General features: G+C 33.2%; 15 protein-coding genes. 4 read left to right on the top strand and 11 right to left on the bottom strand.

What is annotated here, in order from left to right:
• Window positions 1-211 precede the first annotated feature (211 nt).
• Window positions 212-532, top strand: a complete 321-nt coding sequence (tmaR, locus tag H3S74_RS04450; RefSeq protein WP_065577725.1) for a PTS system regulator TmaR — start codon at window positions 212-214, stop codon at window positions 530-532.
• A gap of 49 nt (window positions 533-581) precedes the next feature.
• Here the strand turns inward: tmaR and yciH are convergent, their stop codons facing one another.
• The 7 genes from yciH to tmk form a co-directional block, all read right to left on the bottom strand.
• A complete protein-coding gene (gene yciH / locus H3S74_RS04445; RefSeq protein WP_305040912.1) occupies window positions 582-902 on the bottom strand; it encodes a stress response translation initiation inhibitor YciH in 321 nt (106 codons plus the stop codon).
• 1 nt (window position 903) lies between these two features.
• Window positions 904-1,611, bottom strand: a complete 708-nt coding sequence (gene pyrF / locus H3S74_RS04440) for an orotidine-5'-phosphate decarboxylase (RefSeq protein WP_198247340.1) — start codon at window positions 1,609-1,611, stop codon at window positions 904-906.
• A 30-nt stretch (window positions 1,612-1,641) separates the two neighbouring features.
• Window positions 1,642-2,817: a GDSL-type esterase/lipase family protein gene (locus H3S74_RS04435; RefSeq protein ID WP_198247339.1), complete on the bottom strand. Its 1,176-nt coding sequence runs from the start codon at window positions 2,815-2,817 to the stop codon at window positions 1,642-1,644.
• Window positions 2,810-4,081, bottom strand: a complete 1,272-nt coding sequence (locus H3S74_RS04430) for a DUF459 domain-containing protein (RefSeq protein ID WP_198200972.1) — start codon at window positions 4,079-4,081, stop codon at window positions 2,810-2,812. Before H3S74_RS04430 ends, H3S74_RS04435 begins: the two co-directional genes overlap by 8 nt.
• 18 nt (window positions 4,082-4,099) lie before the next feature.
• The gene (locus H3S74_RS04425) at window positions 4,100-5,500 is read right to left on the bottom strand and encodes an MBOAT family protein (RefSeq protein WP_198247338.1); all 1,401 of its coding nucleotides are present in this window, start codon (window positions 5,498-5,500) and stop codon (window positions 4,100-4,102) included.
• Between the two features lie 62 nt (window positions 5,501-5,562).
• Window positions 5,563-6,585 carry a DNA polymerase III subunit delta' gene (gene holB, locus H3S74_RS04420; protein ID WP_198247337.1) on the bottom strand — a complete coding sequence of 341 codons (1,023 nt, stop codon included), beginning with the start codon at window positions 6,583-6,585 and terminating at the stop codon, window positions 5,563-5,565.
• The gene (tmk, locus tag H3S74_RS04415) at window positions 6,570-7,196 is read right to left on the bottom strand and encodes a dTMP kinase (RefSeq protein WP_198200978.1); all 627 of its coding nucleotides are present in this window, start codon (window positions 7,194-7,196) and stop codon (window positions 6,570-6,572) included. Before tmk ends, holB begins: the two co-directional genes overlap by 16 nt.
• Before the next feature lie 149 nt (window positions 7,197-7,345).
• On the opposite strand from tmk, the gene H3S74_RS04410 reads away from it, so the two are divergent.
• From H3S74_RS04410 to frdD, 3 genes are all read left to right on the top strand, one after another.
• Complete coding sequence (locus tag H3S74_RS04410; RefSeq protein WP_198247336.1) at window positions 7,346-7,930, top strand: hypothetical protein; 585 nt, start codon at window positions 7,346-7,348, stop codon at window positions 7,928-7,930.
• Between the two features lie 197 nt (window positions 7,931-8,127).
• Window positions 8,128-8,565: a hypothetical protein gene (locus tag H3S74_RS04405; RefSeq protein ID WP_198247335.1), complete on the top strand. Its 438-nt coding sequence runs from the start codon at window positions 8,128-8,130 to the stop codon at window positions 8,563-8,565.
• Between the two features lie 14 nt (window positions 8,566-8,579).
• Window positions 8,580-8,933, top strand: a complete 354-nt coding sequence (gene frdD / locus H3S74_RS04400) for a fumarate reductase subunit FrdD (protein ID WP_198191926.1) — start codon at window positions 8,580-8,582, stop codon at window positions 8,931-8,933.
• 65 nt (window positions 8,934-8,998) lie between these two features.
• Here the strand turns inward: frdD and H3S74_RS04395 are convergent, their stop codons facing one another.
• The 4 genes from H3S74_RS04395 to H3S74_RS04380 all read right to left on the bottom strand — a co-directional run bounded on the left by H3S74_RS04395 (window position 8,999) and on the right by H3S74_RS04380 (window position 13,818).
• Window positions 8,999-9,859 (bottom strand): hypothetical protein, encoded by an 861-nt coding sequence (locus H3S74_RS04395; RefSeq protein WP_198200987.1) that lies wholly within the window; start codon window positions 9,857-9,859, stop codon window positions 8,999-9,001.
• Between the two features lie 73 nt (window positions 9,860-9,932).
• A complete protein-coding gene (gene yejF / locus H3S74_RS04390; protein WP_198247334.1) occupies window positions 9,933-11,702 on the bottom strand; it encodes a microcin C ABC transporter ATP-binding protein YejF in 1,770 nt (589 codons plus the stop codon).
• Window positions 11,699-12,730 carry an ABC transporter permease gene (locus tag H3S74_RS04385; RefSeq protein WP_198247333.1) on the bottom strand — a complete coding sequence of 344 codons (1,032 nt, stop codon included), beginning with the start codon at window positions 12,728-12,730 and terminating at the stop codon, window positions 11,699-11,701. The genes yejF and H3S74_RS04385 overlap by 4 nt, the downstream gene beginning before the upstream one ends.
• Window positions 12,730-13,818: a microcin C ABC transporter permease YejB gene (locus H3S74_RS04380; protein ID WP_110447102.1), complete on the bottom strand. Its 1,089-nt coding sequence runs from the start codon at window positions 13,816-13,818 to the stop codon at window positions 12,730-12,732. The genes H3S74_RS04385 and H3S74_RS04380 overlap by 1 nt, the downstream gene beginning before the upstream one ends.

Here is a 13,818-nt window from a genome sequence, read left to right as displayed (position 1 = left end):
TATCCGCAATTCAATAAAATTTTTGATATTACTTAAAAATAATATACAACCAAACTTTAAAAAAGTTCAGACAAAACAAAAATAATCATCAAAATTAATTTTTAACTATAACATTTAACAATAAAACTATATTTAATATGACCACAAAAAATTATTGGTATATAATTAAAGAATAATTGTTTTTCATTTTTTCAGAAATAAGGGGTTATAGATGGACAAGGAAAAATCAGCCGCACCATCATTTCAAGATGTTCTTGAATACATTCGTTTGTCACGTCGTTTAAACAAATTAAAACGCGAAATCTCAGATAACGAGAAGAAAATTCGTGACAACCAAAAGCGCGTATTATTACTTGAAAATTTAAGTGATTATATTAAACCTGATATGACTTACGAAGAGCTTCAAGCTATTATTGCCAACATGAAGAGCGATTACGATGATCGTGTTGATGATTACATCATCAAAAATGCTGAAATTTCTAAGGAACGTCGTGACATCAGTAAAAAAATGCGTGGTTACCGTTCTAATTAATTTCTTTTCAAATAATACCCTTTTTAAAAAGGGTATTATTTTCTGGTTACTAACCTCCAGCAAGTTTAACTTTAAATCCTTTATCTTCTATTAGTGATTTTAATAGATCGCGTTTATCACCTTGAATCTCAATTTTTCCATCCTTAACCGAACCGCCACAACCACAACGTTTTTTAAGATCGACGGCTAATTGCTGTAATTGGCCATCATCTAAGTCAAAACCATCAATCACACAAACACCCTTTCCTTTTCGGCCCGATGTCTGACGTGAAATACGAATAATACCATCACCTTTAGGACGAGGCTTAGTGGCTTTTTCAGGTGTTATTCGACCATGCTCAGTTGAATAAACAATTGGATTATCTGACATACTAATTGCTCTTAGATGAATCAAGTGTTGATAAAATAGTTTGTAATGCTTTGCTTGGATCATCCGCTTGCGTTATAGGACGACCTATGACTAAATAATCTGCACCAGCTGCTTGCGCTCGTTGTGGAGTCATAATTCGTCGCTGATCATCAGGTGTAGAACCGGCCGGACGGATACCTGGTGTAACCAATTTAAAATCACTACCAAGTCGCGTTCTAAAGCTCTGTACTTCTTTAGCTGAACAAACTACACCATCAAGTCCGCAGTTTTTGGCCAATAATGCTAAACGAGTTGCTTGTTCTAATGGCGATACATCAATACCAATTTCTTTAAGATCTGAAGATTCCATACTCGTTAGTACAGTGACCGCAATTAATAAAGGTGCATCTTTTCCATATTGGTAAAGGGCATCTTTTGCCGCCTCCATCATACGAATCCCACCACTGGCGTGAACATTTGTCATCCAGACACCTAACTCAGCAGCAGCAGCTACCGCTTTGGCTACCGTATTAGGAATATCATGAAATTTGAGATCTAAAAAAATATCGAAACCTTTTTGTTGTATCTGTTTAATAAAATCAGGACCAGCATGAGTAAATAATTCTTTACCGATTTTAAGGCGACAATCTTTAGGTTCAACTTTATCAATAAAATTCCATGCGGACTTTGTATCAGAAAAATCAACAGCAACAATAATTGGAGATGACATAACTTAGTTATTCCTTTTAATTATAAATTTTTAACTATTCTTTTTAATAAATTCACTTAAATCAGCATAGAATATACGAGCACTTTCTTTATAACCTTGTAATGTTTGATGTACTAAATCTGGACGAGCAAGGCCTCGCCTACGCCAATCTTTAATAGAATGAGGGCCGCCCATTGCCAGTTGCCAATCCCAAAATAGCGTTTTCTCTGACTTAGCAACTTGTTTTTGGATACTCATTACTTTAGCAAAAGACTTTGGAAAATTCTTTTCATTTAACATTGTATCTGGTGGCGTCATTAATAATATTACCGAATTTGGTGAGGATTTGCGAATTTGACGAATATTTTTCACCAAGTTTTTACGATAAGCATTCGCATCTAAAGTTTCATCAAAACTTTCATTTGTACCATATTCAAGAATAATCAAATCACTTTTTGATGCCGATAATTCATTTAACCAGTTAGGGCCCCACTTCTGCCATATTGTCTGTTTGGCACCATTAGTTGCAATCGAAGAGACAACAACGCCAGATTGTTGGTAACGAGTTAACCATATACCACCTATTTCAATATCGTTAGTTGCTTTGATAGAAAAAGGTGCTTTAGTGATAAAAGATATTGTCTGCCAGACATTACTTTTGGATGAATAGCTAATATCTATTTTTTTATCATTAGCATCATAAATATTCAACAAATTAGGACTATTTTTTAAAACTTTAACGGTTAATTGTACTCGCCAATTTTTGTTGCCTGCATTTTTAGGTATCAGCTGTATAGTCGCTACATCTTTGGTTGGCTTAGCAATAAATCCTCCCATCGGGAAATCTAAATTACTTAATGTACGGCTACTTAATACATTCCAGTTTTTTACTTTCCAACTTACCCCTGCATGGCTTTGACCTTTTATCGCAACCGGAGTGACCCAGCCAATCCCTGCATTACCATATTTTTGTTGCATCAAAGTTCGAAATTCACCAGTAAAAAAATCTGCTGCAGAGTGAGAATCGCCAAGTTGAGTGATATTCACTACTTGATTACTATTTGTATTTTTGGACAATGAGTTTAATCGTTGGATAAATTGTTTGCTATTGGGATCGCCAAAGTCAACAATACCGGATAGTGCACTTGTTCTACTTTCAGCGACACTGCAACCAACAGAAACAGTGACAATCATTACAGTAAGAATATACTTTAAAAGTTTAATCACTATCATTGTCCTCTAATTGTTTAAAAATGATTTTTTCCATAATAGCCGTGGCTAAAATTTTCTGGCCGGTGGTGGTAAAATGGACGCCATCATCAACCCTTACTTTTATTTTTCCTTTATCGGATTCAACAAAACTTGTAAAATTCTCATAAGTACAACCTAATAACTGATTAGTAGTTAAAAAATGTTGTTGTACTTTTTCTATTTCAGATTGATACAACATATTTAAATACACCATGCCTTCATTGAGTTTCGGTTTACGCATACAAGGAGCTGCTAGCCAAAGGACTTGTACATCATGCTCATAAGCACTATTTAAAATAGCAGCTATACGCAAACGGTATTCTTCTTCCCATATAGGTGATTTGAATTTAACGTATTTAGGGTATCCTTTTAAGGGAAAATCCCACGGGTCATTAGGCCCCAGAAATACCACAAGTAATTTAATAGAAGGATCGGTAATTAAGTTATCACTAATTGTTTTTGGCCAATTAAAGGCTTTTGGGTAAGCAAGTCCCGTGCTTTGTTTACTAAGATCAATGCTTTCTATTTTATATTGTTTGAATAACATTTTTTTAACATATGGTGCAACGCCTTGCATTAATGAATCACCGGCAAAAAAGACCTTATCATTTTCGGTTAATACTATTGGTAATGGTTCATGAATTAATGGGATATCATGTTTTGGCACTTTAGGTGTTTCAATATCAGTTAATAAAGATGCTTGATTGTTTACTAGCTCATTTGGCTGATTTTTTGATTGAGTAACATCTTTATTATTAGGAATGGATTGATTATGTATTTGTTGTTTAGTCGTATTGTTTATTTTAACAACATCTGGTTGTGAAATAATTAGAACATCTTTAACCAAATGAATATTAACATCTTTTAAGTTATCATTCTGTTCAACGGTTGTTGTTTGAGATCCTAATAAAATTTCATCTATAGGTTCGTCAGAATCTTCTTTTATGAAGTCTTGAGTAACACTTTCTGAATTAAAAAGATCGGAATGATAAGTTTGTTGCCAATAGATTAAAATTGATCGGTGATAAATTGCAATTAATGCAATACCGGTAATAAATAATAGGAAAAAAATTTTTTTTGCAGAAAGCGTATCTTGCTTATCTAGTAAACAATCTGATTTTTTAAAATTGTTTTTAGTTCTCTTATTATTAAAACTATTATTTTTCAACACTTGATTTTGTGGCCTAATTTTTTTAGACGTATTTCTTCTATTTTTCGAAAATGTTTTTTTGTATGTCATTTTAATTTTTCATCATAATCAAAAATTAGCATAAATAAAATTTGGTACACCAGAAGGTGCTAAATAGATTGTTAGCCATAATATAAGGATAAAAAAGACTGGCAGGTAAATACTATTTATTTTACTAAATTGTAACGCACTCCAAGTAGGAATATTTTTACATATTGGATATATAAAAAATACGATACCTATACTTATAAATGCCCCGATATAATGTGAATCTACGGTAAAATTGTGGCATAAAGCATATAGGTAATCTAATGCATCAGTGAAGCTCTCACAACAGAAAAATAGCCAGGTAAAACAGACATAGTGCCAAGTTAATAATCGTGCAACAATTGGCGAACGTTGCGTTATCCATCCTCGACCTATACAACGGTCTAAAATATTAAGAAAGACAATGCCTATACCGTGACAAGCGCCCCAAATAATAAAATTAATCCCTGCTCCATGCCATAATCCAGACAGTAACATAGCTAACATCACATTAATTTGAGTGCGAACAAAACCACGACGACTACCACCTAAAGGAATATAAATATAATCTCTAATCCAATGAGATAAACTAATATGCCAGCGATCCCAAAACTCACGTAAATTAGAGGCTAAATAAGGAAAATTGAAGTTAATCGGCAGCCGGAAACCTAATAAAAGCGCAATTCCTGTCACTAAGTCAGTATAACCAGAAAAGTTAAGATAAATTTGCATAGCATAAGCATATAAGCCAACTAATAAATCAATAACGCTATATTCTAAAGGGTTTGAAAAAATTGGCGTTACCCAATTTTCACTAATTAATCCGCCCAGACAATAAACTTTTATGACGGCTAAAATAATTAATGTAAAAGCGCGAAAGGGTTCTAAAATATCTCTAGGTTGACTTACTGCTATTTGAGGTAGAAACGTTTTTGCTCGATTGATTGGACCGGCAATTAAACTGGGGAAAAAAGCTAAAAACAAAGCAAAATCCCAAAATCTCGCTACCGGTAATTCTCTTTTTTTAATTGATACTAAATAACTTACAGAATGGAAAGTATAAAATGAAATGCCTATTGGAATAAGAACCGTAACAACAGGTATTAAAATTGATAAGTTTAAATAATTACATAATGACTGTAACTCATACCGAAAAAAATCAAAATATTTAAATAATGCTAAATTGATGATTGCCGCAACCAATCCTAATATCAACCATCGCTTAGCATGATGTTTGGAACCAGCAATCATCACAGAAACAAAATATATCGCACAGGTATAAATAAAAAGGATAACAGCAAACTGCAAACTATAACTACTAACAATAAGATAACTTGAAATCAAAAGTAATATATTCTGAAATTTTGGTAATAATCTAAAAGCCCAATATATCGCAAAGAAACCCACAAAAATTAGACCAAATTCAATCGATAAATAACTCACTGCAATCCTTTCATCTGTAAATATACCGTTGACCAAAACTTTATTTCTATATTATTACTCTCTTAATTCTGCTGATAGCCAATTAGTTGTGATTGAGCTAAAACATTATAGATAATCAATTCCTTATTTAATCCAGTCACCGATAACAATAAATTCCTCGCTTGTAACCAAATTTGATACAACGAAGCTATTTCATTATTATTTTTTGTCGCAAGTAGCCTGACTAAAGGCACTTGATCGCGATTAACTATGTATCGACCTACTTTTTGTTTGGCTTTTAAGGCATCGCTTAACAATGCACAAAACCAAGTAATGTGCTCAAAAAAACCTTCATGATTAAAAGTTTTTGCTAATTGCCAAAAATTATTTTGCGGTAAGATTTCTAATAAATTTTCACAAAATGATTTTCTCTGCTGCCATTTTTTAGGTTGAAGTAATATTGCTGCATTTAGTGGCGCATTTTCGCTCAATAATAATGCAGTGGCAAGCTCATTATCGCTGTATAGGTGATTGTGTTGTTTTTTTAACCAATCAATGGATTGTTCTAATTTTGGAATAGGTAAAAAATAACTAAAACAACGACTGTGAATTGTGGGTAAAAATTGGCTATTATGCTCATCACTCAAAATAAAATAGGTATTTTCTGGCGGCTCTTCTAATGTTTTTAGCAATGCATTAGCTGCAGCTTCCGTCATTGAAGCCGCATGTTTGATCCAAATTATTTTATTGCCACCTTGCTGTGATTTTTCATAAACTTTAGTCGAAATACTACGTATTTGATCAATACCAATTGATTGTTTACCTTGCTCATGTGTAATTACGTAATAATCAGGATGATGCTGAGATAAAAACAACTGGCAATTATGACAATTACCACAAGGCTCTAATTGTTGTGAAGATTGACAAATTAATCGATTAACCAGTAGATTTATCAATTCTTCTTCACCACTTCCCTGAATATAATTAATTAACATGGCATGATGTGCCCGATTATTAACAATCGTATCAGCAAGTTGCTGAAAAGGTAATGCAAGCCAAGGATATTTATTAAAAATCATAAAACCAAAACCTAATTTATTAGCCATGAATTCAAAACAGTTTCAATTTGAGCTGTCACTTCTTCTATAGATTTATTGGCATCGATGGTAACAATAGTATTATCACGCTCAGCTAGTTGTAAATAACGCTGACGAATACGCTCAAAGAACGGTAATGATTGTTGTTCAATGCGATCAAGCTGCCCGCGAGATTTGGCCCGCATTAAACCGAGTTCTGGCACAATATCTAAGTACAAGGTTAAATCAGGTTTAAAATTACCCAAAACCTGAGCTTGTAATGTTTCAATAAAAACCTTATCGATCTGTCGCCCACCACCTTGATAAGCTTGAGTTGATAAATCATGCCGATCACCAATAACCCATTTCCCCATTTTTAATGCCGGTTTAATTACATTATCAACCAATTGTATACGAGCAGCATAAAGCATTAGCAATTCCGCTTTATCGGTTAGCGGTTCATTATCTAAACCATTTTTAATAATATTTCGTAATGCTTCTGCAATTGGAGTACCGCCAGGTTCGCGAGTAAATTGTAAATCAGCAATATGATGTTGTTTTAAAATACGTGCAACAGTATTGATGGCTGTTGTTTTGCCTGCACCTTCTAAACCTTCGATGACAATAAATTTACCTGTCATACAAAATTCCTAAATGATTGATAATGAATTGATGATTAATATTGAGTATTGTACGCTATTTTTAATAATTATTTTAGTTTAGCTAAAAATTAGCTATTAATGATATAGTAAAAATAAACTTTATTAAGAAGAGATGATAGAGATCTTATATGCCACAAAACTTTAAAAATTATAATCAAGATCTATTAAAAAAAGTTGTATTAAAGAAAAATATAACAGCAATAGTACAGCTTTCAGTGGCACTCTTGTTTATTCTTAATATTCTTTTTGCTTTGCGATTACACCAAAGAACTATTATCTTCCCTAAAATTGAATTTTCATTTTTTTCTGTAGCCATCATGCTTAGTTTTCTTCTCGCTTTTTCTAGAAAAAAAATGTTGAAAAAACCATTTTTAGAACGAATTAAACAGTACCTTGCACGTGCTTTTATGATTTTTTCTTTTAATCTCCTAATTTTTTTAGGTATACCAATAGATATTATTTATTTCTATCCTACTGAATCTAAAATTTATACCACTGAATATAAAATTACCGCACCAGGGCCAAGTAGAGGTAAACATGGGCATTGTAAAAATGGTTTAAAGATTCTTGATAAAGATAACAATTATTTCTTTTTTCTATGTATAAATTTAAATGACAAAATCAAATATGGTACTAAAGCTCAAGTAAGAGTTAAAGAAACACCAATAGGCTCATACTTAATTGATTATAAGTTATTTGTTACTAGCAAATAATTTACTAATTAATCACATTTGCAATATCATGTAAACCATTTCAACGCACTTTCTGCCTAGTGTTATTACCTTAAAAACCGATATTATGCAGGACTTTAATTTGACGATTTGAATCACTTAATGTTTATAATACAACATTAAACATTCAGCCCTAGAAACGTTAATTACATAATAATGTTACTCACATTGAGAAAGTTATGATTAAGAAGAATAATGATAATTATCCAGCAAATAAAGATTTAAATAATAACAATACTGGTACACAGTCCGAGATCACATCGTTACAGACAAAACAGCCGTTGTTTCTGTCAATCATTGATAAATTAACGCCTTTTTCCATGATTTGGGTTAGTTTGGTGTTGATGTATGGTGTTATCTGTATGTATACAAATAGAATGGGACAAGATGAGTTTTATCGTTTTATCTTTTTCTTACAAAGCCCAGTTGTTGTAGTGCTAAACTGTATTGCATTATCACTCGCTTTATTTCATTCAATAAACTGGTTTAGGTTAATGCCAAAGGTTATTTTTAAGCAAAATATTCATAAAAAGAAACAAGGATATTTACTTATTATTGGCTTATGGGGTGTAACCATTTTACTTTCATATTGCTTACTATTATTGATAATTAAATAAGTGGTATTTGATCAATGAAAAATCAAGAAACTCAACCAATACAGTCTGACTCAAAAGTGGCCAAAGGATTATTTGCTTTAGGTGGGCTTTGGGCAGCTATTTTCGCACCAGTGGTATTAATCATTGTTGCGTTTATCATTCCTTTTGGTGACGCAATAACGCGTTCATATATTTTAAAGTTAGCCAATACTGAATTAGGTAAATTATTTTTGTGCTTAATGATTTCGCTACCAATTTGGTGTGGATTGCAACAGATTCTAACTTTGTTACATCAATTTAATATCTATCCAAAGCGAGAAAAGCTACTTACGTATGGTTTAGCGTTAGCATGGACAGCTCATGCGATTTATATTTTATTTGTAAGATAAAACTAGAGTGATGTTTATTCATTGGCGTTATCGAGTTCACTTGTGATAACGCCATGTTTAATTGATTAATAATAAGTAATCTGCCGAACTATATTAGTTTGTTTGTTTTTTCTATTTTGTTTTGATTGTGTTGCACTCAGCCAATCATTTTTCTCATTAAAAGTTAAAAATTCAGTCATGTAATAAGTTGTATTTTTTCCAACTATTGAATAAGTCGATTGGATTGTATTTAATCGATTTTTATCATCATATTGGTAAGAAAAATCGCTTTCATTTTTAGTTTTATTACTATATTGCGCCGATACTTTTGCTAAATGGCGATTTTGATAACCAAACGCATAAATCGAAGCACCTTTTTGCTCTGTCCCTACTACTTGGCCATTAGCATCCAACTCTTTTAGCTGCCATTGCACATTTTTATTAATTAAACAATTGTTATTATCAAATTGATAACTATCATTCTCAATAAAGGTAAAATCGGGCGCTTGTTTTATCTGTTCAGAGGCAATAACTCTACCTTGTGTATCGATTTTGAATTGAGTGGTGCTCCTTGTTTCATCCTCAATATCCTCAATCACATTTTGCCAGCCAGATTCGTTTTTTTGTAGATGTTCAGAATAGAGTTTTTCATTATCACCGGAATAAAGATCGTAATGACTTTCTGTAATCAAACCATTTGGATCATAATTTAAACTATGTTTGACAATTGAACGTATCGTACCAGTATCTGATGTAATGGTTGAAGTTCTCACTTCTTGCTTAATCCCTTTAGCTGTTGAATCAATAAAGTCTAATATTTTAAAAATATAGTTATTTGCCTCTACTTTATTTTGTTCGGGATTATCTGAACACGTCAATGCCATTGCATTTATTGAGATAAATGATAAACATGAAACGGTTAAAAAATGGAATATATTTTTTTGCATAATGAACCTGTTAACTCGTTTACTAAACTAAATATTTAATAGTGGCTTATAGCTAAGCCACAAAGTTGTACATTTATTTTTTTCGCATTAATAATGCGTCTTCCCAATTAACCTTTTGTTCTTGTTTATGCTCTTGCTGAGCTTGTTGTTTTTCATCAGACTGTTCATCTTTTTCTACATTTTCAGGTGATCCTACTTTTTGAGCTTTTTCGATAATATCCGCATGAATTAACGTTTTAGTCGCTTTTCTCGGTGGTTTATCTAAAAATGATAGTAAAACTTTGGTGTACTCTGATTCTGGCGTATAAAACACTTTTTCTCGTGAACCTTGTTCAACAATTTTACCGTCTTTCATAACCACAATCTGATGACATATTGAATAGACTAACGCAAGATCATGGCTAATAAACAGATAGCTAAGATGATGTTTCTCTTGCAATGATTTAAGTAAATTAATTATCTGCTTTTGAATTGTATGATCTAAAGATGACGTTGGCTCATCTAAAATTAATAGTTCCGGCTGCAATATTAGAGCTCTAGCAATCGCTATTCTTTGCCGTTGTCCACCAGAAAACTCATTTGGATAACGAAAACGCATTTCAGGGTCCAAACCAACCTCTAGCATAATATCAATTACCGCTTGTTCTCGCTCAGCTTTAGTCAATTTTTTATGTGTCATTAGACCTTCACTGATAATTTGCTCAACATTAAAGCGCGGATTAAGTGATGAAAAGGGATCTTGAAATACAACCTGAATTCGGCTACGGAATGGTAATAACTTCTTACCAGATAAATTCTGGATAGGATGGCTATCAAATAGGATATCACCTTTTGATTTGATTAAACGTAAAATAGCCAGTGCGGTGGTACTTTTACCTGAGCCTGACTCCCCAACAATACCAACTGTCTCACCTTGATGTACCGCAAAACCAATATTATCAACAATTTTTTTCTTTTTGCTGCTAAATAATCGTTTTTGAGTGACGACCTCAACATTAAGATGATTCACATTCAGCAATATACCGGGAGTATCAGGTAAAGGAACCGGTTCACCACTAGGCTGAGAATTTAATAATGTTTGAGTATATTCATGCTGTGGACGCAAAAAGATACGTTGTTTATTATTGAATTCAACAATTTGGCCATCTCGCATTACCGCTACTTTATCTGCCAATTTTTTTACTATGCCCAAATTATGTGAAATAAATAACATGCTCATATTAAGCTCTTTTTTGAGCTCTTTGAGTAATTCAATAATCTGTCCCTGAACAGAAACATCTAAAGCAGTAGTTGGTTCATCAGCAATTAATAATTTTGGATGAGTTAAAATGGCCATGGCAATCATTACACGTTGCCTCTCACCGCCAGATAACTGATGAGGATAAGAAGCCAGTTTGCTTTTAGGATCTTTAATGCCAACCCGATCGAGATATTGTAAGATTTCACCTCGAGCCACATTACGTCGCATACCCCGATGTAAAGATAAGACTTCATAAAGTTGTTTTTCAACGGTATGCAATGGATTAAGTGATACCATTGGCTCTTGAAATATCATACTAATTTCATTACCGCGAATTTTACGCAATTCTTTTTCAGAGGCATGTAATAATGATTTATCTTCGAAAATAATATCTCCTGAAGGATAAATCACTCGCTCTTTTGATAACAGTCTTAATATTGACAGTGCTGTTACACTTTTACCAGAGCCTGACTCACCGACTAATGCCACTGTTTCTTGTTCATTAATATCAAAACTAATAGCGTCAACAACTTGATTTTGTGAATGCTGGCCTGTTTTAAAGGCAATACTTAAATCAATGATAGATAATAAAGGAGAACTCATTGATATACTCCTTTGTTTGGATCGAATGCATCTCTAATTGCTTCACCAATAAATATTAACAGTGACAATAAGATGGAAATAACTAAAAAAGAACTCATTCCTAACCAAGGCGCTTGCAAATTATTTTTGCCTTGTAGTAATAATCGCCCTAAAGATGGTGAATCAATTGGTAAACCAAAACCGAGAAAATCAAGTGCCGTTAGTGTTGAAATTGAACCACAAAGAATAAATGGTAAAAATGTTAATGTTGCCACCATCGCATTTGGTAGCATATGCCGTAACATAATTTTACTATCGCTTACTCCCATAGCTTTAGCGGCTCGAATATAATCGAAGTTACGGGTTCGGAAGAATTCTGCTCGAACAACACCGACCAATGCCATCCAACCAAATAACACCGTAATACCTAATAACCACCAAAAATTAAGCGGTAAGATACTGGCAAGTAAAATTATCACAAATAGCTCAGGTAAACCACTCCAAATCTCAATAAATCGTTGTCCTAATAGATCAACTTTTCCGCCATAATAACCTTGAATTGCGCCAATTAGCACGCCGATAATGGAGGTGAAAAAGGTAAGAAACAAGGCAAAAAACATTGAAACTCTAAAACCATAGGCAATGTTTGCTAAAACATCAAATCCAGCATCGGTGGTGCCAAGCAGATGGTTTTTTGATGGTGGTGTAGGGAACGTGCTGGTTGTATCATGAATCACAGTATTATGAGTATAACGAAATGGAGGCCAAAGTATCCAACCATCAGACTCAATCTTATTTTGTACCGCGGGATCTAAATAATTAGTTTGTGTTTGAAATTGCCCACCAAATTCAGTTTCCGGATAAAAATGGAATATTGGCGAATAATAGTTATTTTGATACTTGATAAATATTGGTCGATCATTAAATATAAAATCAGAAAATAGGCTGATTATAAATAATATTGAAAATAACCATAATGAATAATACCCACGTCGATTGCGTTTAAATCGTTGCCAACGTAGCTGATTAATTGAATAGTGCGTAGTCATCAGTTGCGAGCCTCAAAGTCAATACGTGGATCGATTATCATATAAGATAAATCTGATAAGAGTTTGGTAATAAGCCCAATCAATGTAAATATATACAATGAACCAAAAATAACTGGGTAATCACGCTGAATAATTGCTTCATAACCGAGAAGACCCAATCCATTAAGCGAAAAAATAGCTTCAATCAATACTGAACCGGTAAATAAAATGCCAACAAATGCAGCAGGAAAACCCGATACAATAAGCAAGGTCGCATTACGAAAAACATGCTTATACAGAATTTGCCTTTCACTTAACCCTTTCGCTCTGGCAGTGACAACATATTGTTTACGAATCTCATCTAAGAATGAGTTTTTGGTTAACATGGTTAGTGTGGCAAAACCACTTACTACCATAGCGATAGTCGGTAAGCAAATATGCCACGCATAATCTTTTACTTTGCCCCAAAAATCTAATTGTTCAAAATTATTAGAAATCAATCCGCGCAGCGGGAAAATATCCCAATAACTGCCACCTGCAAACAAAACAATTAATAATACGGCTAATAAAAAAGCAGGTATTGCATAACCAATGATAATTAACGTACTTGACCAAAAATCAAATCTTGAACCATCTTTAACCGCTTTACGAATCCCTAATGGGATTGAGATTAAATAAATGATTAATGTACTCCATAATCCCAATGAAATAGAAACAGGTAAACTTTTTGCAATTAAACTTAATACTGATTCACTTTTAAAAAAACTGTTACCAAAATCAAACTGGATATATTGCTTTAACGTATTGATGTAGCGTTCCCAAAGCGGTTTATCAAATCCATACTGTTTTTCAATCATTGCCACAATTTCTGGATCTAAACCGCGTGCACCACGATAATTTGATTCATTTTTTGGTTCGGTCAACTTAGCAGGGCTATTTTCACTGCCAGGCAGCAATACTTGCCCTGCTTGAGGGCCATTCTCTATCATAGCTAAAGCTTGATCGACGGGGCCACCTGGTGCAATTTGCACAATAAAAAAGTTGATAGTCAAAATGATTAATAAGGTTGGTATAATTAGCAATAATCGACGGATAAAATAATTCAACAT

Origin of the sequence: Gilliamella sp. W8126 (assembly GCF_016102185.1) — a bacterium.
In the GTDB taxonomy this organism is placed as follows: Bacteria; Pseudomonadota; Gammaproteobacteria; order Enterobacterales; family Orbaceae; genus Gilliamella; species Gilliamella apis_A.
The sequence above is the reverse complement of the archived record's forward strand: the minus strand, read 5'-3'. Positions and strand labels throughout refer to the sequence as shown.